Below are 20,251 nucleotides of genomic sequence, written 5' to 3'. Positions count from 1 at the left end.
GAACGGAAGTGGTGGAACATGGGCCTCGGCGTGCGCTGGACCCTGCACGGCGACGGGCGGACCCCCGCCCCCGGCGCGGTGGTGCGGCCGGACGAGCGGCTGTCGTGGCCGCGGACCGCGGGGCTGGGCGCCCAGCACGTCGTGGCGATGTTCGGCGCGAGCTTCGTCGCGCCGGTCCTGATGGGCCTGGACCCGAACCTGGCCATCATGATGTCCGGTGTCGCGACCGTGATCTTCCTCCTGGCGACGCGCGGCCGGGTCCCCTCCTACCTGGGCTGTTCGCTCTCCTTCGTCGGTGTGGCCGCGGCGATCCGGGCCTCGGGCGGGAACAGCGCGGTGGTGACCGGCGCCGTCTTCGTCGTCGGCGTCGCGCTCTTCCTGGCCGGGCTCGCGGTGCAGCGCTTCGGGGCGCGGATCATCCACGCGGCGATGCCGCCGGTGGTGACGGGCGCGGTCGTGATGCTGATCGGCTTCAACCTGGCGCCGGTGACGGCCTCGACGTACTGGCCGCAGGACCAGTGGACGGCCCTGCTGGTGATGGCGTTCACCGGGCTGGCCGTGGTCTGTCTGCGCGGCTTCTGGTCCCGCATCGCGATCTTCCTGGGGCTGGTCTTCGGGTACGGGCTCTCCTGGGTCCTCGACCGGATCTTCGGCAAGATCCACTCCACGGTGGGCGGGCCCGAGGCCGTGGACCACTGGCGCCTGGACCTCTCCGGGGTCGCCAAGGCCGACTGGGTCGGGCTGCCCGCCTTCCACGCACCGGCCTTCGAGTGGTCGGCCATCCTGATCGCCCTGCCCGTGGTGATCGCCCTGATCGCCGAGAACGCCGGGCACATCAAGGCCGTCGGCGAGATGACCGGCGACCCGCTGGACGACAAGCTCGGCACCGCCATCGCCGCGGACGGCGCCGCGTCCATGCTCTCCACGGCGGTCGGCGGCCCGCCGAACACCACGTACTCCGAGAACATCGGGGTCATGGCGGCCACCCGGGTCTACTCCACGGCCGCGTACTGGGCGGCGGCGGGCTTCGCGCTGCTCTTCGGCCTCTGTCCGAAGTTCGGGGCCATCGTGGCCGCGATCCCGGGCGGGGTGCTGGGCGGCATCACCGTCATCCTGTACGGCATGATCGGCCTGCTCGGCGCCCAGATCTGGATCAACGGCCGGGTGGACCTGCGCAATCCGCTGAACCTGGTGCCGGCCGCGGCGGGCATCATCATCGGCGTCGGCGGGGTCACGCTGCGGATCACCGACACCTTCGAGCTCGGCGGCATCGCCCTGGGCACGATCGTGGTGATCACGGGCTACCACGCACTGCGGTACTTCGCCCCCGCGCACCTCAAGCGGCAGGAGCCGCTGCTCGACGCGGGCACCTCCGCCTACGATCATCAGGACGGCCGCGACACGCCACGTTGACGGGGTTTCGCCCGAACCGGCGAAGCGTACGGCCAAGTTCCCCGGATCCGTGCCGGTGCCTGCGACTCTGCCTGACATGGAAGCGGTGCTGGCGCGGATGCGCGCCCTGGACGAGCGGCTCCCGCCGCAGGACGGTGTCGCCGTCTTCAACCGGGTCTACCTGACGGTGACGGAGACCCTGCACCGGCGCATCGAACACGGCGGGTTCCCGGCGCCGCGGCGGGCGCAGACCCTCAGCGTGCGGTTCGCGGAGCGGTACCTGGCCGCGGTGGACGCCGACCGGGCCCCGGCCTGCTGGCGCCCCCTGTTCCAGTACCGCCGCCATCCCGGGATCCGCCCGCTCCAGCACGCGCTGGCCGGGATCAACGCGCACATCGGCCACGACCTGGCGGTGGCGGTGGTGTCCACCTGCCGGGCCCTGGACTGCGAACCGCGGGCCCTGGAGGCCGACTTCGACCGGGTCGGCGACACCCTGGTCGCCCTCGAGGAACTCATCCGCGAGGACCTGATGCCGGGCCCGGACCTCCTGGAGATCGCCGACCCGCTGACCCACCTGCTCGGCTCGTGGAGCCTGGAGCGGGCCCGCGCCGGGGCCTGGGCGTCGGCCCGCCTGCTGTGGACCCTGCGCCGCTCCCCCGACCTGGCCGAGGAGTTCCGCGAATCCCTCGACGCGGGCGTCGGCCTGGTCGGCCGCTGCCTGCTGACCCCGGGCCGGCTCAGCCGCGTGTGACGGCGAACGGGCCGCCGTCGCCGAACGCCAGTTCCGCGAAGCGCTCACCGATCCGGCGGTGGCCGGCCGGGTCCGGGTGGAGCCTGTCCGGCAGGGGGAACTCCGCGAAGTCCGCCGCGCCGTAGAGGGCGCGGCCGTCGAGGTGGTGCAGGTTCGGATCGCCGGCCGCCCGCTGCGTGGTGATGCGGGCGAGCTCGTCCCGGATGACGCCGAGCGTCAGCCGGCCGGTGGCGCGGTCCGCCGGGTCGCCGAGGGCCTTGAAGCGCAGCTGCCCGTCCTCGACGTCCGGCGCGGTGGGGCCCGGGGTGTCCTCGTGGATGGGGCACAGGACGGGAGAGACGACCAGCAGCGGGGTGGTCGGGTGCCCCTCGCGGACGGTGTCGAGGAACCCGTGCACGGCCGGGACGAAGGCCCGCAGGCGCATCGCGTCGTGGTTGACCAGGTTGATGCCGATCTTGAGGCTGATCAGGTCGGCGGGGGTGTCGCGGATGGCGCGCGCGGTGAACGGGTCGAGCAGGGCGTTGCCGCCGAACCCCAGGTTGACCAGCTCCACGCCGCCCAGCGCGGACGCGAGCGCCGGCCAGGTGCCGGTCGGCTCGGCGGCGGAGGAGCCGTGGCTGATGGAACTGCCGTGGTGCAGCCACACCCGGCGGCCGCGGTCCGGGAGCTCCTCGACCGGGGCGTCGGTGCGCAGGGCGATGAGCTCGGTGACCTCCGTGTGGGGCAGCCAGATCTCGACGTCCTTCATCCCGGCGGGGAGCCCGGGGAACCGGACAGTGCCGGGCGGGCCGGGCCGCAGCTCCGCGGCTCCGGTGGCCATGTCGACCACGCGGACGTTGCCGCCCGGCACGCTGCCGCGGCCGGCCGGGCGCCCGTCGACGAGCAGCTCGTACACGCCGTCGGGCCGGGGCGGGGCTCCCTGGTAGAGCGTCTTGGTGGGGAGCGCGTCCAGCTCGACGGTGGTGGCCCCGGTGCGGAAGGCGATGCGCACCCCGGAGGGCTGGGCCTCGACCGCGGCGAAGTCCGCGGTGGGGAGCTGCTCGCGCGCGTGGGCGGGCAGCCGGTGCGGGAGTACGCCGTGCGCGGTGCGTTCGACCTCGAGGGCGCCGCGCAGCAGGTGCGCCGCCACGGGGGTGGTGATCGTCGGGGCGGGGCCGGTTTTGTTGTACGGGGCATTCATACGGGCCAGCCTGCCCCGCGTCGGCCGGACGTGCACACGTTTTTCCGCCGCCGGGTATGAGTACGGGCCGCCGCCGCGAGGTGTGCGCGGGGGCGGCCCGTGGTCACGGGGTGCGGTCCGGGGCGGGGGTGCCGCCCCGGTCCGGGAGGGCGGAGGTCAGTCCTCCGGGAGTTCGACCGGGGCGATGTCCTCGTAGACGTCGCCGGGGCCGGGGTTGGTGGCGTCCGTGGAGCCGCCGAGGTGGTGCATGACGCCCCAGACCGCGTTCAGGGCGGTCTGGACGGCGCCTTCGGCCCAGCCTGCCGTCCAGGAGATGTCGTCGCCCGCGAGGAAGATGCCCCGCTTGTCCTCGGGGAGGCGGTCCTGCATGAAGTGCGTGAACAGGCGGCGCTGGTAGCGGTAGTGGCCCGGGAGGTTGGCCTTGAACGCGCCCATGAAGTAGGGCTCGTTCTCCCAGGACACGGTGACCGGGTTGCCGATGACGTGGCGGCGGATGTCGACCTTCGGGTAGATCTCGCCGAGGGACTTCAGCATGACCTCCATCCGCTCGTTGGCGGACAGCGGCAGCCACTTGAGGCTGTCGTCGCACCACGTGTACGAGAGGCAGATGACGGCGGGCTTGTCCGGGCCGTTGTCCAGCAGGTAGGTGCCGCGGGTCATCCGGTCGGTCAGGGTCATCGACATGACGTCGCGGCCCGTCTCCTCGTCCTTGTCCAGCCAGAACGGACGGTCCACGGGGATGAAGAGCTTCGAGCTCTCCATGTAGTGGGTGCGCTCGATCGCCGTCCAGTGGTCGATCGGGAACAGCGTGTCGTCGCACTCGATCTTGGACAGGAGCATCCAGGACTGGGCGGTGAAGATCGCGGCACGGTAGGTGCGGATGTCGCCGGAGGCGTCGGTCACCGTGATGCGGTTGCCCGCCGTGCGGTGCAGACGGGTCACCGCCGGGCGCGGGGTGCCCTCGTGCAGGGAGGACAGCGAGGTGCCCTGGGCCCAGTGGATGATCTTCTGGGGCTCGCGCTCCCACAGGCGCAGCGGGAGCTGCTGCGAGCCGCCCGCGATGCCGCGGTGGTGGTCGTCGGCCTCGGTGTAGACGACGCGCAGGATCTCCAGGATGGAGTTCGGGAAGTCGGTGTCCCAGCCGCCCGTGCCGAAGCCGACCTGGCCGAAGATCTCGCGCTTGCGGAAGGACTGGAAGGCCTCGGACTTGCAGAGGAAGCCGTAGAAGGTCTCGTCGTCGAGCTTCTCGACGAGCTTCGCCCAGATCTCGCGGATCCGCGGGACGTCCCGCTCGCGCATCGCGGTGTTCATGTCCGAGAAGTCGGCGCCCTCGTCCAGGCAGGCGTTCCACGCGTCGGCGACGTCGCGGTAGACCTGCGGGAGGTCGGCGATGGTCTCGGCGTAGTGGGTCTCGCCCTTGAGGTCGACGACCGTGGAGGGGGTGGCCTCGGCAAGCGGGTTCGGGAAGGGCTCCGTGACCAGGCCGACGAGGTCGATGTAGTGCTGGAGCGCCGTGGAGGACGGCGGGAAGCGCATCGCGCCCATCTCCGCGGTCAGCTCCTCGGTGCCCGCGCCCTCGAAGCCCACCGTGCGCAGCCGGCCGCCGATCTGGTCGGCCTCGTAGACGACGGGCCTCAGGCCCATCTTCATCAGCTCGTAGGCCGAGATGATGCCGGACAGCCCGCCGCCGATGACGGCGACCTCGGTGCCGTGCTCGGTCGCGGGTATCTGGCCCAGCCCCGCCGGGTGGGCGAGGAAGTCGTCGTACGCGTACGGGAAGTCCGGGCCGAACATGGTGATCGGCGGCTGTCCGTCGCTGTGCGGGACGGCGGTGGTGGGCACCGTGGACGTCATGGGGGTACGTCTCCTTGCGGCAGGGCTGGGGGAAGCGGAGGAGCAGGGGGTCAGACGAGGGAGGCGTAGAGCCCGGGGCGGCGGTCGCGCAGGTACGGGTTGTTCGTGCGGGACGCGCTCAGCAGCTCGGGGTCGGCCTCGCCGAACACCAGCTCCTCGCCGCGTCCGGCCCGGGTCCGGGTGACCCCGTCGGGGCTCGCCAGGCAGCTGAGTCCGACGAACTCGAACTCGCCTTCCGGGCCGGTGCGGTTGACGTACGCGATGTACATCTGGTTCTCGAAGGCCCGTACGGGGACGAGCTGTTCGGCGACGAACTGGAAGGGGTGCATCTGCGCGGTCGGCACCAGGAGGAGGTCGGTGCCGGCGAGCGCGTGGGAGCGGACGTTCTCGGGGAACTCCACGTCGTAGCAGATCATGATGCCGATGCGGAGGCCGCCGAGGTCCGCCTGGACGACGGTGGTGTCGCCGGGGGTGAAGGCGTCCTGCTCGAAGCAGCCGAAGAGGTGCGTCTTGCGGTAGTTCGCGAGCGCCGCCCCGTCGGGGCCGATGAGCTGCGCCGCGTTGAACACGGCGTCGCCGCCGCGCTCGGGGTAGCCGTACAGGACGGCGACGCCGTGGCGGCGGGCGATCTCGCCGATGGCGACGGCGGACGGGCCGTCGGCCGGTTCGGCGAGCGCGGCGATCTCCTCGATCTCCAGGGCGTAGCCCGTGAGGAACATCTCCGAGGTCACGAGGAGCCCGGCCCCGCCCTGTGCGGCGCGTGCCGCGGCCTCGTCGAGCGCCTTGAGGTTCCCGGCGGTGTCGCCGAGACGTCCGGAGCTCTGGAGGAGGGCGGTGCGCAGCGGGGGCATGGACTACCTCTGTGGCAGGAGGGGTGGGGTCGTAAAACGGTACGTTCGCGCGTTCGACGGAGACAAGCCGTGACCGTTGCGCTCCGCGCATCGATTCGTTGCGTGTTCCGGCGCGCTCGCGGAGATTCGTTGCGCGGGGGTCTGCAGGGCGGGTGACCGGCGGCGATACGGAGATCGTCGGGGGTGTCGGGGCATCCGGGCGGAGCGTCCCGGCGGGCGCGGGCCGTCGGGGCGGGGGCCGGGCGGGCCGGCGGGGGCGTCCGGGCGGGCGCCGCGGGGGTTTCGGTGGACGAGCAGCGGTCAGACGCGGGGACAACCCACGGAAAGGAAACCGCCATGACGGACGTCACCCGCCTGCCCGGGGCCACCCACCACTTCTGGGAGTGGCAGACCGGGGCCGCCTGCCGGGATCTGGGCTCGGCCCGGTTCTTCCATCCCGCCGGCGAGCGCGGCGAGGACCGCGAGGAGCGGGACGCGGCCGCGAAGCGGGTCTGCGCGGTGTGCCCGGTGCGCGCGCAGTGCCTGGAGCACGCGCTGCGGACCCGTGAGCCGTTCGGGGTCTGGGGCGGCCTGACGGAGGAGGAGCGCCGCTCGCTGCGTGACGAGCGGGACCTGGAGGGCGCGGGAGCTACGCGGGCGCGCCGGAGGTGAAGCGGCGCAGCAGGGGGGAGAGCACGAGGACGGACTTGGTGCGCTCCACGAAGGGCTCCCCCGCGATGCGCTCCAGGACCCGCTCGAAGTGGCGCATGTCGGAGGCGAAGATCTGGACGAGGGCGTCCGCGTCGCCGGTGACGGTCGACGCGGACACCACCTCGGGGTACCGCTCCAGACCTCGCCGGATGTCGTCCGGCGAGGTGTTGTGGCGGCAGTAGATCTCGATGAAGCCCTCGGTCTCCCAGCCCATCGCGGCCGGGTCCACGCGGACCGTGAAGCCGGTGATGGCTCCTTCGGCGCGCAGCCGGTCCACGCGCCGCTTCACGGCGGGGGCGGAGAGCCCGACCTCGGAGCCGATGTCCGCGTAGGAGCGGCGGGCGTCCTCGGCGAGGGCGTGCACGATGCGTTCGTCGAGATCGTTCAGTCGCACTGCGGGTGGATCACTTTTCTGCTGTGGCCAGTGTGGAGCGGCGCATGCCGTACACGAAGTAGACCACGAGGCCGACGGCCATCCAGCCACCGAAAGCGACCCACGTGGCGACCGGCAGGCTGTACATCATGTAGCCGCAGGCGAGGAAGCCGAGGATCGGGGTGACCGGGAAGAGCGCCACCTTGAAGGTGCGCGGCATGTCGGGCTTGGTGCGGCGCAGGATCACGACCGCGACGTTGACCAGAGCGAAGGCGAAGAGGGTGCCGATGCTGGTCGCGTTGGCCAGCTCACCCAGCGGGATGAAGGCCGCGAGGGCGCCGCAGAAGAGCGAGACGATCAGCACGTTGACGCGCGGCACGCCGGTCTTCGCGTCGACCTTGGCGAAGGCCTTGGGGACGAGGCCGTCGCGGGACATCGCGAAGAGGATGCGGGTCTGTCCGTACAGGACGGCGAAGACGACGGAGGCGATGGCGACGACCGCGCCGGCCGCGAGGACGACGCCCCAGAAGCTGTGGCCGGTGACGTCGGTCATGATCTGGGCGAGCGCGGCCTCGGTGCCCTCGAAGTCCTGCCACGGCATGGCGCCGACGGCGACGAACGCGACGAGGCAGTACAGGACGGTGACGATGCCCAGCGAGAGCATGATCGCGCGCGGCAGGTCCTTCTTCGGGTTCTTGGCTTCCTCACCGGCGGTGGAGGCGGCGTCGAAGCCGATGTAGGAGAAGAAGAGCGTGGAGGCGGCGGCGCTGATGCCGGTGATGCCGAGCGGGGCGAGCGGCGCGTAGTTGCCGGCCTTGATGCCCATGAAGCCGATGCCGATGAAGAGCAGCAGCGTGATGATCTTCACCGCGACCATGACGGTGTTGATGCGGGCGCTCTCCTTGGCGCCGCGCATCAGGAAGACCATGGCCATCAGGACGACGACGAGCGAGGGCAGGTTGATCCAGCCGCCTTCGCCCAGCGGCGCCGAGAGGCCTTCGGGGATGGTGAAGCCCAGGGTCCCGTCGAGGAGCTCGTTGAGGTACTGGCCCCAGCCGACGGCGACCGCCGCGACCGACACCGCGTACTCCAGGACCAGGCACCAGCCGCAGATCCAGGCGATGAGCTCGCCCATGGTGGCGTAGGTGTACGAGTACGAGGAGCCGGAGACGGGGACGGATCCGGCGAGCTCGGCGTAGGACAGGGCCGAGAACAGCGCGGTCAGGCCCGCGATGATGAACGAGATCGTCACGGCCGGGCCGGCCTTGGGGGCGGCTTCGCCGAGGACGACGAAGATGCCGGTGCCCAGGGTCGCGCCGATGCTGATCATGGTCAGCTGCCACATGGTGAGCGAGCGGCGCAGCGAGCCGCCCTCGCCCTGGCCGCCCTCGGCGACCAGCTGCTCGACCGGCTTGCGGCGGAGCAGCGGGTGGGCGGGCCTGCGGGCCTCGGTCGTGGCGGATGGCGCCTGGCCGTGGTCGAGCACGGGGTGACTCCTTCTTGCTGCGGGTGGGGATTCAGGCGTCGACCGCAGCGGTCCGGAGCCGGGGCAGGCGGGCGAGAAGCCTGCCTGGGCATGGGAGGACCGCCGAGCAGGCGGTCCGCGCCACTCCACGTACAGCGAGTGAGCCTACGAGCTGAGTGATACCGCCCGTAATGCACCATCCTTGCACATTGCCGCACGATCGTTGCGCGGATCTGTCCCAGATGGTCCTTTGTTGCGCGCGGATGATCGATCGCTGCACGGGGGACCTCGACCGGCATTCTTGACAGCTCATCAGATCTCCCGCAGCGTGCCGCCATGGACCTCGACCTGTGGCAGGATCCCGCGCCCTTCCTGCGCGGGGTCGCGTGGCTGGACAAGGGACGGCCCGTGCGGGCCGACCCGGCCGACACCATGCGGCTGCCCTGGGACACCGGCGAGCGCGCCACCCTGCCCATCGGGGTGCGGCTCGAGTTCACCGCCGGGACGGCGCGGGCCGTGGAGATCCGCTACCGGGCCACCGTGCCCGGCCCCACCGACTCCCTGCGCGACCTCGCCCACGGGTTCGCGCTGTGGGACCGGCACGGGGTGATCCGCGAGGTGTTCACCGAACCCGCCGCGGAGGCCGTCGTACGCATCGAACTGGGCGACGGGCCGGGGCCGTTCACCATCCACCCGCCCGAGACCCAGTCCCCGCTGGTCCTCGGCCTGCGCGGGATAGGCGGCCCGCTCGCCCCGTCGCCGCCCGCCCCGCGCTGGGTGGTGCACGGCGACTCGATCACCGAGGGCTGGTGGTCCACCCGGCCCGCCCACGGCTGGCCCGCGGTCGCCGGCCGGGCGCTCGGCTGGGACACGGTCAACCTCGGCTACGCGGGAGCCGCCCGCGGCGAGCTCGCCACCGCCGAACAGCTCGCCGCGCTGCCCGCCGACGTCCTCACCCTCGCCTTCGGCACCAACTGCTGGTCCCGGGTGCCCTACTCCGCGCCCCTGCTGTACGAGACCACCCGCGCGTTCCTCGACCTGGTCCGCCAGGGGCATCCGCGCACCCCGCTGCTGCTGGTCTCCCCCGTCCTGCGGCCCGACGCCGAGCGCACCCCGAACCGGCTCGGCGCCACCCTGGGCGCCCTGCGCGACGCGATGGAGCGCGCCGCCCGGGACCGGATCGCCGCCGGGGACGAGCGGCTCGCCGTGCTCCCGGGCCGCGACCTGCTCGGCCCCGAGCACCTGGCGGACGGGCTGCACCCCGACGACGCCGGGCACCAGGTACTCGGCCTCGCTGTGGCCACGGCCCTACGGCGGGCCGGGTTCGGCGCGGGGTGAGTGAAACAGCCCACACCGTCCGCCGTGAACAGGCCGGACCCACCGGGGCGTGTCCTGTGCACAGTTGCCGCCGCTGGGGCGACGGCGCGGAACGGACACCAGACGTGGGAGAGATCAACATGGGCATGAAGCGCGGAACCACCCTCGCCGCGGCCGCCATCGCCGTCGTCCTGGCGGCGAGCGCCTGCGGCCCGTCGCAGGACAAGGCCGCCGACACGGCCAAGCCGGCCGGGGCCGCCGCCCAGGCCTCCTCCCAGCCCCCCGCCGACGGCGCGGCCCAGCCCGCCGGGCAGCTGGCGGTCGCGAACAGCGAGCAGCTCGGCTCCGTCCTCACCGACGGCTCCGGCCTCACCCTGTACCGCTTCGACAAGGACACCGCCGAGCCGCCGAAGTCGAACTGCGACGGGGACTGCGCGAAGACCTGGCCGGTGGTCGCGGCCGGCGACGCCACCGCCACCGCGGGCATGGACCCGGCGCTGCTCGGCGAGGTCGTGCGCACCGACGGCACCAAGCAGCTGACGGTGGCGGGCTGGCCCGCGTACCGCTTCAACAAGGACACCAAGGCCGGCGACCTCAACGGCCAGGGCGTCGGCGGGGTGTGGTTCGCGTTCGCCCCCGACGGCAGGAAGGCGGCGAAGGCGGCCGCCGCCCCGGCCGGTGCGACCGGGGCGGGCGCGGGCCTGTCCGTCGCGAAGGACCCCAAGCTGGGCGACCACATCGTCGACGGCAAGGGCATGACCGTCTACCGGTTCAAGCCGGACACCGCGTGGCCGATGGTCTCCAAGTGCGTCGGCGACTGCCTGGCCAAGTGGCCGGTCGTGCCCCCGGTGGACAAGGCCGACGCCAAGGGCATCACCGAGCGGAACTACCTCGTGCTGGACCGCCCCGACGGCCAGAAGCAGCAGACCGTCGACTGCTGGCCGGTGTACACCTTCGCCGGCGACAAGAAGCCGGGCGACATCAACGGCCAGGGCGTCGGCGGCACCTGGTACGCGGTCTCCCCCGACGGCAAGCTGATCACCGTCCAGTAACCCCCCGCCTCCCGAACCGCGCGGCTCCGCCCACATCCCCCGGGGCGGGGCCGCGCGCCGTTCCGCCCGGGCGGGACACCTCCTACACTCCCCGCATGCTGCGCGTACTGGCCGTCGACGACGAGAAGCCGCTCCTGGAGGAGCTCCTCTACCTGCTGCGCTCCGATCCGCGGATCCTCAGCGCCGAGGGCGCCTCGGACGCCACCGGGGCGCTGCGCCGGATCACGGTGGCGCTGGAGGCCGGGCCGGACGGCGCCGACGGCATCGACGTGGTCTTCCTCGACATCCACATGGCCGGGCTGACCGGGCTGGACATCGCCCGGCTGCTGGCCGGGTTCGCGCGGCCGCCGCTGATCGTGTTCGTCACCGCCCACGAGGGGTTCGCCGTCCAGGCCTTCGACCTCAAGGCCGTGGACTACGTGCTCAAGCCCGTCCGCCCGGAACGGCTGGCCGAAGCCGTGCGGCGGGCCTGCGCGCAGCTGGGGCAGCCCGGGCGGGCGCCGGCGGCCGCCGAGGGAGTACCCGCCACGGCCGCCGCCCCGGTGCCGCCGGCGCCGCCCGTGCCGCGCGTGTCGCCGCAGGTGCCGCCGCGCCAGGCGGCCGGGACCACCGCCGCCGAGCGCGCGCCGGAGCAGATAGCCGTCGAGCTGGGGGGCGTCACCCGGTTCGTGGCGATCGCGGACATCGCGTACGTCGAGGCGCAGGGCGACTACGCCCGCCTGCACACCGACGAGGGCAGCCACCTCGTCCGCATCCCGCTGTCCACGCTGGAGGAGCGGTGGGCGGCCCGCGGCTTCGTCCGGATCCACCGCCGCCACCTGGTGGCCCTGGCCCGGATCGACGAACTCCGGCTGGACGCGGGCACGACGAGCGTCCGGGTCGGCTCGGCGGAACTCCAGGTGAGCCGGCGCCATGCGCGGGAGCTGCGGGACCTCCTCATGCGGCACGCCACGGGCTGACGCCCGGGGGCACGGGGGCACGCCCGGGGGCCGGGGCGCCGTCCGGCGGCGCGGTCGACCGTCCGGCGGCGGTGGACCGCCGTTCGTCGCACGGCGAGTGGCGTACGGCGATCGGGCGGAGCCGTCGGCCGCCGCCGGCCTCGGCGCCCGCGTATCGTGGATCTTCCGGCGCGGGAGGAGCGTGATGTCCGAGATCCAGGCTCTGCTCGACGCGCTGACCGGGCTGCCGCGCGGCGCGCCGACCGGGCCGGCCGAGGCGGAGGCGCTGCTGGCCCGCCTGCGCAGTGCCGCCGCGCGCTGGGCCGATGTCCTCTACGAGGCGGGCGAGGTGGTCCGGGGGCAGGTGCCGCCGCGGGCCGAGGCCGCGCTGACGCTGGCCTTCCGGCGGGCGGAGGAGTCGTACGTGGAGCTGGAGATCGCCCTCCGCGACTGCGCCGAACACCGCGACCCGGCCGTCTGACCGCTGCGCGGACTCCTCCCCCGCCCCACCCCTTCCCGAAACCGGCGCTCCGCCCCCGAACCCCCGCGCGCCTCGAACGCCGGCGGGGCTGCATCTTCAGCCCGCCGACGTGTGAGGGCACGGGCGCGCAGCGCACGCACGGGGTCTGGGGCGGCGTCCCGGTTTCGGGAGGGTGCGGGGTGGGGGAAAGCCCCCGCGCAGGGTCGGCGCCGCGTACGGGCCGGATCGTGCCTGTTGCGCGGCCGGGGCCGTGCATAGACTCCCGTCACCCTCCCCCGGCCGAAGGACCCCCGGTGAACCAGACGTACGCGCTGACCGCGGTCGCCGTCGTCGTCCTGGCCACCGTCCTCGTCGGCGCGCTCGGCCTGCGCATATCCCGGACCACCTCCGACTTCTACGTCGCCTCGCGCACCGTCGGCCCCCGCCTCAACGCGGCCGCGATCAGCGGGGAGTACCTCTCCGCCGCGTCCTTCCTGGGGGTGGCCGGGCTGGTGCTGCTGCAGGGGCCCGAGATGCTGTGGTACCCGGTGGGGTACACCGCCGGGTACCTGGTGCTGCTCGTGCTGGTGGCGGCCCCGCTGCGCCGCTCGGGCGCGTACACCCTGCCGGACTTCGCCGAGGCCCGGCTCGAGTCGCAGGCCGTGCGCCGGATCGCGGTGCTGTTCGTGGTCGGGGTCGGCTGGCTGTACCTGCTGCCGCAGTTGCAGGGCGCGGGCCTGACCCTGGAGATCCTGACCGGGGCCCCGCACTGGGTGGGCGGGGTGGTGGTGGCCTTCGTGGTGAGCGCGGCCGTGGCCGCCGGCGGGATGCGCAGCATCACCTTCGTGCAGGCCTTCCAGTACTGGCTCAAGCTCACCGCGCTGCTGGTCCCCGCCTTCTTCCTGGTCGCCGCCTGGGCCGGGGACGGCGCGCCGCGGGCCACGTTCGACGCGCCCGCCGTCTTCCGCGAGCACACCTCGGTGACCGTGGCCGAGGACGTCCGGCTGTCGGTGGAGGCGCCGCTGACGCTGACGGTGACCGGGCAGGTGGACGGGCGGACCTACGACGCGATCCCGCTGACCCTCGCGGCCGGGCAGCATTCCGTACGGGCCGACGCGCGGCTGGAGTTCGCCCCGGACACGCCCGTCCCCGACACCCGGGCGGAGGCCGGCCTGAGCGTGTCCAGCTGGTCGGAGCCGCTGTCGGGGGAGCACTGGCAGTACCGGCTGTACGCGACGTACGGGCTGATCCTGGCCACCTTCCTCGGCACCATGGGCCTGCCGCACGTGGCGGTGCGGTTCTACACCAGCCCCAACGGGCGGGCCGCGCGCCGCACCACGCTCGTCGTCCTCGGCCTGGTCGGGGTGTTCTACCTGCTGCCGCCGGTGTACGGGGCGCTGGGCCGGATCTACGCGCCCGAGCTGGCCCTGACCGGCGACGCGGACGCGGCGGTGCTCGTGCTGCCCGAGCGGATGCTGGGCGGGCTGCTCGGGGAGCTGCTGGGGGCGCTGCTGGCCGGGGGCGCCTTCGCCGCGTTCCTGTCGACGGCCTCGGGGCTGACCATGGCGGTGGCGGGGGTGCTGCACCAGGACCTGCTGCCGACGCGCGGTGTGCGCAGCTTCCGCTTCGCGGTGCTGCTGGCGGTGCTGGTGCCGCTGGCCGGGAGCGTGGCGGCCCGTGACGTGCCGGTGGCGGACGCGGTGGGGCTGGCCTTCGCCGTGTCGGCCTCGTCGTTCTGTCCGCTGCTGGTGCTGGGCATCTGGTGGCGGCGGCTGACCCCGCCGGGGGCGGTGGCCGGGCTGGTCACGGGCGGCGGGGCGGCGCTCAGCGCGGTACTGGCGACCCGGGGCGGGCTGGCCCCGGCGGGCTGGGCGCACACCCTGCTGGCGTGGCCGGCGGCCTGGTCCGTGCCGCTCGGGTTCCTGACAATGGTGCTGGTGTCGCTGGGCAGCCGGTCGCGGATCCCGGCGGGGACGGCTGCCACCCTGGCGCGGCTGCACCTGCCGGAGGACGTGGCGGCCGGGGAGCGGGCAGCGGGGGGTGCGCGGTGAACGGGACGGCTCTGGTGGTGCCGGCGGTCCTGGTCGCGGCCCTGCTGGTGGGCGCGGGCTGGCTGGCGGGCCGGTGGCAGGCCCGGCGCGGCGAGCGGGCGGCCGGGCTGGGACTGGGGACTCCGGTGGAGCGGGCCACGTTCCACACCCTGCACACGGCTTCGCTGGCCGCTCCGCCGCTGCGGGCCGGGCTGACCGAGGACGCCGCCCGCAAGGCCGCCCGGCGGCTGCGGTCGCTGCTGGGCACGGAGGCGCTGTGCCTGACCGACCGGGAGTCGGTGCTGGCGTGGGACGGCCCGGGCGCCGATCACCACCAGCGGCGGGCGATGGCCCGGGTCGCCGTGATGCTGGAGTCGGGGCGCAGCCAGAGCGTGCGGACCGAGTGCCAGCGGCCCGGCTGTCCGCTGAAGTGGGCGGTGGTGGCCCCGCTGACCGGCGAGGACGGGATGCTGGGGGCGCTGGTGGCCTACGGGTCGCGGGAGTCCGCGGTGCTGGTGCGGGCCGCGACGGAGGTCGCACGGTGGGTGTCCGTCCAGCTGGAGCTGTCGGAGCTGGACCGGTCGCGGACCCGGCTGATGGAGGCGGAGATCAAGGCGCTGCGGGCGCAGATCTCGCCGCACTTCATCTTCAACTCGCTGGCCGCGATCGCCTCGTTCGTCCGGACCGACCCGGAGCGGGCCCGGGACCTGCTGCTGGAGTTCGCCGACTTCACCCGCTACTCCTTCCGCCGACACGGCGAATTCACCACGCTCGCCGAGGAGCTGCGTTCCATCGAGCAGTACCTGGCGCTGGCCGGGGCCCGGTTCGGCGACCGGCTGAAGGTGACCTTGCAGGTGGCGCCGGAGGTGCTGCCGGTGGCGCTGCCGTTCCTGTGCCTCCAGCCGCTGGTGGAGAACGCCGTGAAGCACGGGCTGGAGGACTCCCCCGAGGAGTGCCGGATCACCATCACGGCGCGGGACGCGGGAGCCGAGGCGGTGATCACCGTCGAGGACAACGGGATCGGGATGGATCCGGCACTGCTGCGCCGGATCCTGGCCGGGGAGCTCGCCGGCTCCTCCTCGGGCATCGGCCTGCCCAACATCGACGAACGGATCCGGCAGGTGTACGGGGACGAGTACGGGCCGGTGATCGAGACGGGCCTCGGCGCGGGCCTGAAGGTGACCGTGCGGATCCCGAAGTACCGTGCGGGTGTGCACAGTTCACCTCCGGGACCGCATTCCCCCCGTTACTGACGGACCCGTGCCGGTCGCCGGAGGTCAGGCAGAGGAGGAAGCCGTGGAGGGCCTTGCCGTGCTCCTGCTGCAGGCGGGCGAGGGCGTGGCCGTCTGTGCGGCGGGGCGGGTGCGGGTGCTGGTCACGGGGTTCCCTTCCAGGTTGATGACCTGAGCGTGACGCAGCCGTGGCGTGGAGTAACTGCGCCCGGCACGGCTGAACCCGGCCACACGACGCGGCCCCGGTGCGGGGGCTCCGCCCCCGGACCCCCGCGCCTCAAACGCCGGCGGGGCTGATTTTGCCGGGCGCCACCCGAGAGCAAAGGGCGGCCACATCCAGCCCCGCCGGCGTTTGAGGCGCGGGGTCTGGGGCGGAGCCCCGGCAACCGGCCAGCGCCCAGGCGGCAAAGGCCAAGTCAGCCCCGCCGGTGATTCGCGCGCGGGGTCTGGGGCGGAGCCCCGGCAGCCGGCCCGCGCCCGCCGGGGGCGGAGGGCGGGTCAGCCTCGCCGGCGATGGGGCGCCGCCGGAGGCGCGTGGAGGCCGGCCACGGGCGGGGCGCCGGGAACGCCGCAGCCCCCGGCCGAGGGGGCCGGGGGCTGCGGGAAGTGCGGGGCCTAGCTCCAGCTGGCGTGCAGCGGCTTGCCCTCCGCGTAGCCCGCGGCAGACTGCACGCCGACCACCGCGTTCTCCTCGAACTCCGCGAGGGACCCCGCCCCGGCGTAGGTGCACGAGGAGCGGACGCCGGCGATGATCGAGTCGATCAGGTCCTCGACACCCGGCCGGGTCGGGTCCAGGAACATCCGCGAGGTCGAGATGCCCTCCTCGAACAGACCCTTGCGGGCCCGGTCGTAGGCGGACTCCTCCGACGTGCGGTTCTGCACGGCACGCGCCGACGCCATGCCGAAGGACTCCTTGTAGAAGCGCCCGTCGGCGGACTGCTGCAGGTCGCCCGGGGACTCGTACGTGCCGGCGAACCAAGAGCCGATCATGACGTTCGACGCACCGGCGGCCAGCGCCATCGCCACGTCGCGCGGGTGGCGGACGCCGCCGTCGGCCCACACGTGCTTGCCGTACTTCTTGGCCTCCGCCGCGCACTCCAGCACCGCGGAGAACTGCGGGCGGCCCACGCCGGTCATCATGCGGGTGGTGCACATGGCGCCGGGGCCCACACCGACCTTGATGATGTCCGCGCCGGCCTCGATGAGGTCCTTGACGCCCTCGGCGGCGACGATGTTGCCGGCCACGATCGGGACCTGCGGGTCCAGCGCGCGGACGGCCTTGATCGCGTTGATCATCGACTCCTGGTGGCCGTGCGCGGTGTCGATGACGAGCGTGTCCACGCCCGCGTCGAGCAGCTGCTTGGCCTTGGCCGCGAAGTCCCCGTTGATGCCGACGGCGGCCGCGATGCGCAGCTTGCCGCCGGCGTCGGTGGCCGGGGTGTACAGGGTCGCGCGGAGCGCGCCCTTGCGGGTGAGGATGCCGACGAGCTTGCCGTCCTTGTCGACGGCCGGGGCCAGCTTGCGGTGGCCCGCGTCGAGCTTGTTGAAGGCCTCGCGGGGGTCGATGTCGGCGTCGATGAGCAGCAGCTCCTTCGACATGACCTCGGAGAGCTGGGTGAAGCGGTCCACGCCGGTGAGGTCGTGGTCGGTGACGACGCCGACCGGGCGGCCCTCGCCGTCCACGACGACGCCCGCGCCGTGGGCGCGCTTGGGCAGCAGGGACAGCGCGTCGGCCACGGTCTGGGTGGGCGCCAGCGTGATCGGGGTGTCGAGCACGAGGTGGCGGGTCTTCACCCAGGAGATGACGTCGGTGACGACCTCGATCGGGATGTCCTGCGGGATGACGACGATGCCGCCGCGGCGGGCGACCGTCTCGGCCATCCGGCGGCCCGCGATGGCCGTCATGTTCGCCACGACGAGCGGAATGGTGGTGCCGGTGCCGTCGGGGGCGGAGAGGTCGACGCCCTGACGGGAACCGACCGCGGAACGGCTCGGCACCATGAACACATCGTCGTACGTCAGGTCGTACGGCGGCTTCTGGTCATTGAGGAAACGCACGTGCTGAACATCCCAGTCGATCGAAGGATCCTTCTATGGCCTCGACAGGGCAGCCGAGGAAACGCACGTACTTCATTCTCCCATGACCTGGGGTTTACACCGCCCGGGCCGATCGTCCAGGACATTCCGGGCCCTCTGGTCGGTTCCTACGGGACCTTGGTCCTGCGGTGGTGGATCGGCCGGCGGCCCGCCGCCAGCGGGAGGGCGGACCCCCCGTGCCGTACCGCCGTGAACTCGGCGGCGATGGCCAGCGCGGTCTCCTCGGGGGTGGCTCCGCCCAGGTCCAGGCCGATCGGGGAGCGCAGCCGGGCCAGCGCCTCTCGCGGCACGCCTTGGGCGCGCAGCCGCTCCACCCGTTCGGCGTGGGTGCGCCGCGAGCCCATGGCCCCGACGTAGGTCAGCGGCAGCCGCAGGGCGAGGGACAGCAGGGGCACGTCGAATTTGGCGTCGTGGGTGAGCACGCAGACGGCGGTACGGGAGTCCAGCCGGCCCGCGTCCCATTCGGCGGCCAGGTGCCGGTGCGGCCAGTCGACGATCACCTCGTCGGCGCCGGGGAAGCGGGCCGGGGTCGCGAAGACGGGCCGGGCGTCGCACACGGTGACCCGGTGCCCGAGGAAGGCGCCCATCCGGGCGAGGGCGGCGGCGAAGTCGATGGCCCCGTAGACGATCAGCCGGGGCGGTTCGGCGGCGGACTCGACCAGCAGGGTGAGCGGTTCCCCGCACAGTCCGCCCGCCGTGCCGAGCTCGGCGGTGCCGGTGCGCCCCGCCAGCAGCAGGGCGCGCACCCGGTCGGCCGCCTCGCGGTCCAGGGCCGCGCCGCCGCCCAGCCCGCCCTCGTACGATCCGTCGGCGTGCACGGCGAGGGCCCGGCCGAGCTGCGGGGGAGGGCCGGAGACCACCCGGGCCAGTGCGGCCCGGGTTCCGCCGGCGGCTGCGTCGAGCACCGAGCCGAGGACCGGCCGGACGGGATCGCCGCCGCGCACCGGGGTGACCAGGACGTCGAGGACTCCCCCGCAGGTGAGTCCCACGGCGAAGGCGTCGTCGTCGCTGTATCCGAAACGGTGCAGGCCGCCTTCGCCCGACTCGATGGCGCCGAGGCACAGTTCGTGCACGGCGGATTCCACGCAGCCCCCGGAGATGGAGCCGAGGGCGGTGCCGCGGTCGTCGACGGCGAGCGAGGCGCCCGGTCCGCGCGGCGCGCTCCCGCTGACGGCCACCACGGTGGCCAGGGCGAATTCCCGGCGTGCGGCACACCACGCGCGTAGCTCGTCGGCTATGTCGAGCATCAGCGGATGTACTCGCGTCTGGGGGTCTGCCCGGGGATGAGCGGTCGCGGCGGCAGGACGGCGGGGGGCCGGGCCGCGGCGGCGGGGCGCGGGGCGCCGGTGCGCGCGGGTCCGGCGTAGTCGCCCAGGCTCCGTGCGGCGGGGGCGCCGTCGAATGCGCGGTCCCGCGACGCGCCGAGGAGCCTGGCCGCGTGGGCCACGCTCGCCAGGGTGGCGTGGTGGTGCCAGCCGCGGAAGGAGCGGCCCTCGAAGTCCCTGATGCCCACGGGTTCGCAGGTCTCGGCGAAGTCGAGGGAGACCCGGTCGGTGAGCTTGGCGAGCAGGAACAGCTGGGCGAGGGGCCGGTCGCCGATGTTGGTGATCCAGAACTCCGAGGGCAGCAGGGCGGCTTCGGTCCAGGCCCCGAGCAGCAGCAGCGGGGTGGTGGGGGCGGGCGCGGGCCGGTCCTCGCTGGGGGTGGCGAAGATGGAGGCCGAGGTCAGCAGGGTCACCGCGCCCTCGGCCCGGCCGTGCCGGGTCCACTCGACGACGCGGCGCTGGGAGCGCAGGGAGTCGATGAGCTCGCGGGCGGGCGCGGTGTGCGGGCCCGGCTTGTGCCGGCCGGCGCCGCCGAAGGAGACGGGCAGCGAGCCGTCGACCTTGAACACGAAGGGGATGTCCTGGAGGGCGAAGGACTCGATGGCCTGCGGGAGGTCGCTGTTGGCGACCTCCATCACCACGGGCCGGCGCTGGAGTTGCCAGGTGGCGGCCATCCGCTGGACGGCGTGTACGGCGTCCTGGGCGGGGGTGAGGGAGCGGGCCGTGTCGGGGATCCCGGCCCGCCGGCGGCGCAGGAGTTCGCTGGTCCACGGACCGGGGAGGGTGAGGGTCCACTCGACCGGGAAGCTGGCCTCGCTGGAGGCGAGCCAGATCCCGCTGGCCTGCTGGCAGTTGGCGGTGCGGCCCAGCTGCGGGACGAACTGCCGGCCGACGCCGACCGAGCGGTCGCCGGCCTTCTCTATGACCATGGGCTGAAGCACCCAGGCCAGCGGGCGCTGTGCGGTGCGTTCGAGGTGCTGCGCGAGGGAGCGGCGGACCGGGGTCCAGTCCCAGGGGGACTTGCTGATGAACTGCTGAAGGCTCTGCTCTACGGAACTGGCTCCGGTTCCGGCGATGTTGCGGATTGTTTTCTTCCCTTTGGTCCGCACGAGGCCGTTCAGATAAACGCGGGCCCAGTTTCGCTGGTCCCGCCGGGGTAAGGACTCGAAGAGAAGAGAGATCAGTACATCGATCAATTCGGAGATTTCCTTCGTGGATTCCTCCGGCAGGACTACGCGAGCCAT

17 protein-coding genes are annotated in these 20,251 nt (G+C 73.4%); 9 read left to right on the top strand and 8 right to left on the bottom strand.

The window, feature by feature from the left end:
• Window positions 1–18: 18 nt before the first annotated feature.
• Together AB0D66_RS07735 and AB0D66_RS07730 are read left to right on the top strand one after the other, a co-directional pair.
• Window positions 19–1,413, top strand: coding sequence for a solute carrier family 23 protein (locus AB0D66_RS07735; RefSeq protein ID WP_362298190.1), 1,395 nt, complete (start codon window positions 19–21; stop codon window positions 1,411–1,413).
• A gap of 76 nt (window positions 1,414–1,489) precedes the next feature.
• A complete protein-coding gene (locus AB0D66_RS07730; RefSeq protein ID WP_362298187.1) occupies window positions 1,490–2,143 on the top strand; it encodes a DUF5995 family protein in 654 nt (217 codons plus the stop codon).
• Here AB0D66_RS07730 and AB0D66_RS07725 read toward each other — a convergent pair.
• From AB0D66_RS07725 to AB0D66_RS07715, 3 genes are all read right to left on the bottom strand, one after another.
• Window positions 2,130–3,323, bottom strand: coding sequence for a GDSL-type esterase/lipase family protein (locus AB0D66_RS07725; RefSeq protein WP_362298184.1), 1,194 nt, complete (start codon window positions 3,321–3,323; stop codon window positions 2,130–2,132). The two genes, AB0D66_RS07730 and AB0D66_RS07725, sit on opposite strands and share 14 nt — an antisense overlap.
• A 156-nt stretch (window positions 3,324–3,479) precedes the next feature.
• Window positions 3,480–5,177: an NAD(P)/FAD-dependent oxidoreductase gene (locus tag AB0D66_RS07720; RefSeq protein WP_362298181.1), complete on the bottom strand. Its 1,698-nt coding sequence runs from the start codon at window positions 5,175–5,177 to the stop codon at window positions 3,480–3,482.
• Between the two features lie 50 nt (window positions 5,178–5,227).
• A complete protein-coding gene (locus AB0D66_RS07715) occupies window positions 5,228–6,028 on the bottom strand; it encodes a carbon-nitrogen hydrolase family protein (RefSeq protein WP_362298178.1) in 801 nt (266 codons plus the stop codon).
• 336 nt (window positions 6,029–6,364) lie between these two features.
• Between AB0D66_RS07715 and AB0D66_RS07710 the strand changes: the two genes are divergently transcribed.
• Window positions 6,365–6,679: a WhiB family transcriptional regulator gene (locus AB0D66_RS07710; RefSeq protein ID WP_362298175.1), complete on the top strand. Its 315-nt coding sequence runs from the start codon at window positions 6,365–6,367 to the stop codon at window positions 6,677–6,679.
• On the opposite strand, the gene AB0D66_RS07705 is transcribed toward AB0D66_RS07710, so the two are convergent.
• Both AB0D66_RS07705 and AB0D66_RS07700 read right to left on the bottom strand, forming a co-directional pair.
• Window positions 6,657–7,112, bottom strand: coding sequence for an Lrp/AsnC family transcriptional regulator (locus AB0D66_RS07705; RefSeq protein ID WP_030027017.1), 456 nt, complete (start codon window positions 7,110–7,112; stop codon window positions 6,657–6,659). The genes AB0D66_RS07710 and AB0D66_RS07705 overlap by 23 nt on opposite strands.
• A gap of 10 nt (window positions 7,113–7,122) precedes the next feature.
• Window positions 7,123–8,577 carry an amino acid permease gene (locus AB0D66_RS07700; RefSeq protein ID WP_362298171.1) on the bottom strand — a complete coding sequence of 485 codons (1,455 nt, stop codon included), beginning with the start codon at window positions 8,575–8,577 and terminating at the stop codon, window positions 7,123–7,125.
• A 315-nt stretch (window positions 8,578–8,892) separates the two neighbouring features.
• Here AB0D66_RS07700 and AB0D66_RS07695 point away from each other — a divergent pair, with 315 nt between their 5' ends.
• The 6 genes from AB0D66_RS07695 (at window position 8,893) to AB0D66_RS07670 (ending at window position 15,606) form a co-directional block, all read left to right on the top strand.
• Complete coding sequence (locus AB0D66_RS07695; protein ID WP_362298168.1) at window positions 8,893–9,894, top strand: GDSL-type esterase/lipase family protein; 1,002 nt, start codon at window positions 8,893–8,895, stop codon at window positions 9,892–9,894.
• 119 nt (window positions 9,895–10,013) lie between these two features.
• Window positions 10,014–10,925: an SCO0930 family lipoprotein gene (locus AB0D66_RS07690; RefSeq protein WP_362298293.1), complete on the top strand. Its 912-nt coding sequence runs from the start codon at window positions 10,014–10,016 to the stop codon at window positions 10,923–10,925.
• Window positions 10,926–11,020: 95 nt separating this feature from the next.
• Window positions 11,021–11,884, top strand: coding sequence for a LytTR family DNA-binding domain-containing protein (locus AB0D66_RS07685; RefSeq protein WP_362298165.1), 864 nt, complete (start codon window positions 11,021–11,023; stop codon window positions 11,882–11,884).
• 184 nt (window positions 11,885–12,068) lie between these two features.
• Window positions 12,069–12,344: a hypothetical protein gene (locus tag AB0D66_RS07680; protein ID WP_362298162.1), complete on the top strand. Its 276-nt coding sequence runs from the start codon at window positions 12,069–12,071 to the stop codon at window positions 12,342–12,344.
• Between the two features lie 293 nt (window positions 12,345–12,637).
• Window positions 12,638–14,374, top strand: a complete 1,737-nt coding sequence (locus AB0D66_RS07675; protein WP_362298158.1) for a cation acetate symporter — start codon at window positions 12,638–12,640, stop codon at window positions 14,372–14,374.
• Window positions 14,371–15,606: a histidine kinase gene (locus tag AB0D66_RS07670; protein ID WP_362298155.1), complete on the top strand. Its 1,236-nt coding sequence runs from the start codon at window positions 14,371–14,373 to the stop codon at window positions 15,604–15,606. The genes AB0D66_RS07675 and AB0D66_RS07670 overlap by 4 nt, the downstream gene beginning before the upstream one ends.
• Window positions 15,607–16,200: 594 nt before the next feature.
• Here the strand turns inward: AB0D66_RS07670 and AB0D66_RS07665 are convergent.
• From AB0D66_RS07665 to AB0D66_RS07655, 3 genes are all read right to left on the bottom strand, one after another.
• Entirely contained in the window at window positions 16,201–17,643 is a 1,443-nt protein-coding gene (locus tag AB0D66_RS07665; protein ID WP_362298152.1) for a GuaB1 family IMP dehydrogenase-related protein, read from the bottom strand.
• 146 nt (window positions 17,644–17,789) lie between these two features.
• Complete coding sequence (locus tag AB0D66_RS07660; protein WP_362298149.1) at window positions 17,790–18,929, bottom strand: XdhC/CoxI family protein; 1,140 nt, start codon at window positions 18,927–18,929, stop codon at window positions 17,790–17,792.
• On the bottom strand, window positions 18,929–20,251 hold the full coding sequence (locus tag AB0D66_RS07655; RefSeq protein ID WP_362298146.1) for a transposase: 1,323 nt from the start codon (window positions 20,249–20,251) through the stop codon (window positions 18,929–18,931). The genes AB0D66_RS07660 and AB0D66_RS07655 overlap by 1 nt, the downstream gene beginning before the upstream one ends.

The organism is Streptomyces sp. NPDC048270, from assembly GCF_040652335.1.
Taxonomy (GTDB): domain Bacteria; phylum Actinomycetota; class Actinomycetes; order Streptomycetales; family Streptomycetaceae; genus Streptomyces.
Note: the sequence above shows the minus strand (reverse complement) of the source record. Positions and strands in the feature narration are given on the sequence as shown.

Bases quoted from the DNA above. Each gene is read 5' to 3' on its own strand.
- AB0D66_RS07690 (WP_362298293.1), top strand. From the start codon at position 10,014: ATGGGCATGAAGCGCGGAACCACCCTCGCCGCGGCCGCCATCGCCGTC.
- AB0D66_RS07715 (WP_362298178.1), bottom strand. From the start codon at position 6,028: ATGCCCCCGCTGCGCACCGCCCTCCTCCAGAGCTCCGGACGTCTCGGC.
- AB0D66_RS07725 (WP_362298184.1), bottom strand. From the start codon at position 3,323: ATGAATGCCCCGTACAACAAAACCGGCCCCGCCCCGACGATCACCACC.
- AB0D66_RS07660 (WP_362298149.1), bottom strand. From the start codon at position 18,929: ATGCTCGACATAGCCGACGAGCTACGCGCGTGGTGTGCCGCACGCCGG.
- AB0D66_RS07680 (WP_362298162.1), top strand. From the start codon at position 12,069: ATGTCCGAGATCCAGGCTCTGCTCGACGCGCTGACCGGGCTGCCGCGC.
- AB0D66_RS07695 (WP_362298168.1), top strand. From the start codon at position 8,893: ATGGACCTCGACCTGTGGCAGGATCCCGCGCCCTTCCTGCGCGGGGTC.
- AB0D66_RS07720 (WP_362298181.1), bottom strand. From the start codon at position 5,177: ATGACGTCCACGGTGCCCACCACCGCCGTCCCGCACAGCGACGGACAG.
- AB0D66_RS07655 (WP_362298146.1), bottom strand. From the start codon at position 20,251: ATGGCTCGCGTAGTCCTGCCGGAGGAATCCACGAAGGAAATCTCCGAA.
- AB0D66_RS07710 (WP_362298175.1), top strand. From the start codon at position 6,365: ATGACGGACGTCACCCGCCTGCCCGGGGCCACCCACCACTTCTGGGAG.
- AB0D66_RS07685 (WP_362298165.1), top strand. From the start codon at position 11,021: ATGCTGCGCGTACTGGCCGTCGACGACGAGAAGCCGCTCCTGGAGGAG.
- AB0D66_RS07730 (WP_362298187.1), top strand. From the start codon at position 1,490: ATGGAAGCGGTGCTGGCGCGGATGCGCGCCCTGGACGAGCGGCTCCCG.
- AB0D66_RS07735 (WP_362298190.1), top strand. From the start codon at position 19: ATGGGCCTCGGCGTGCGCTGGACCCTGCACGGCGACGGGCGGACCCCC.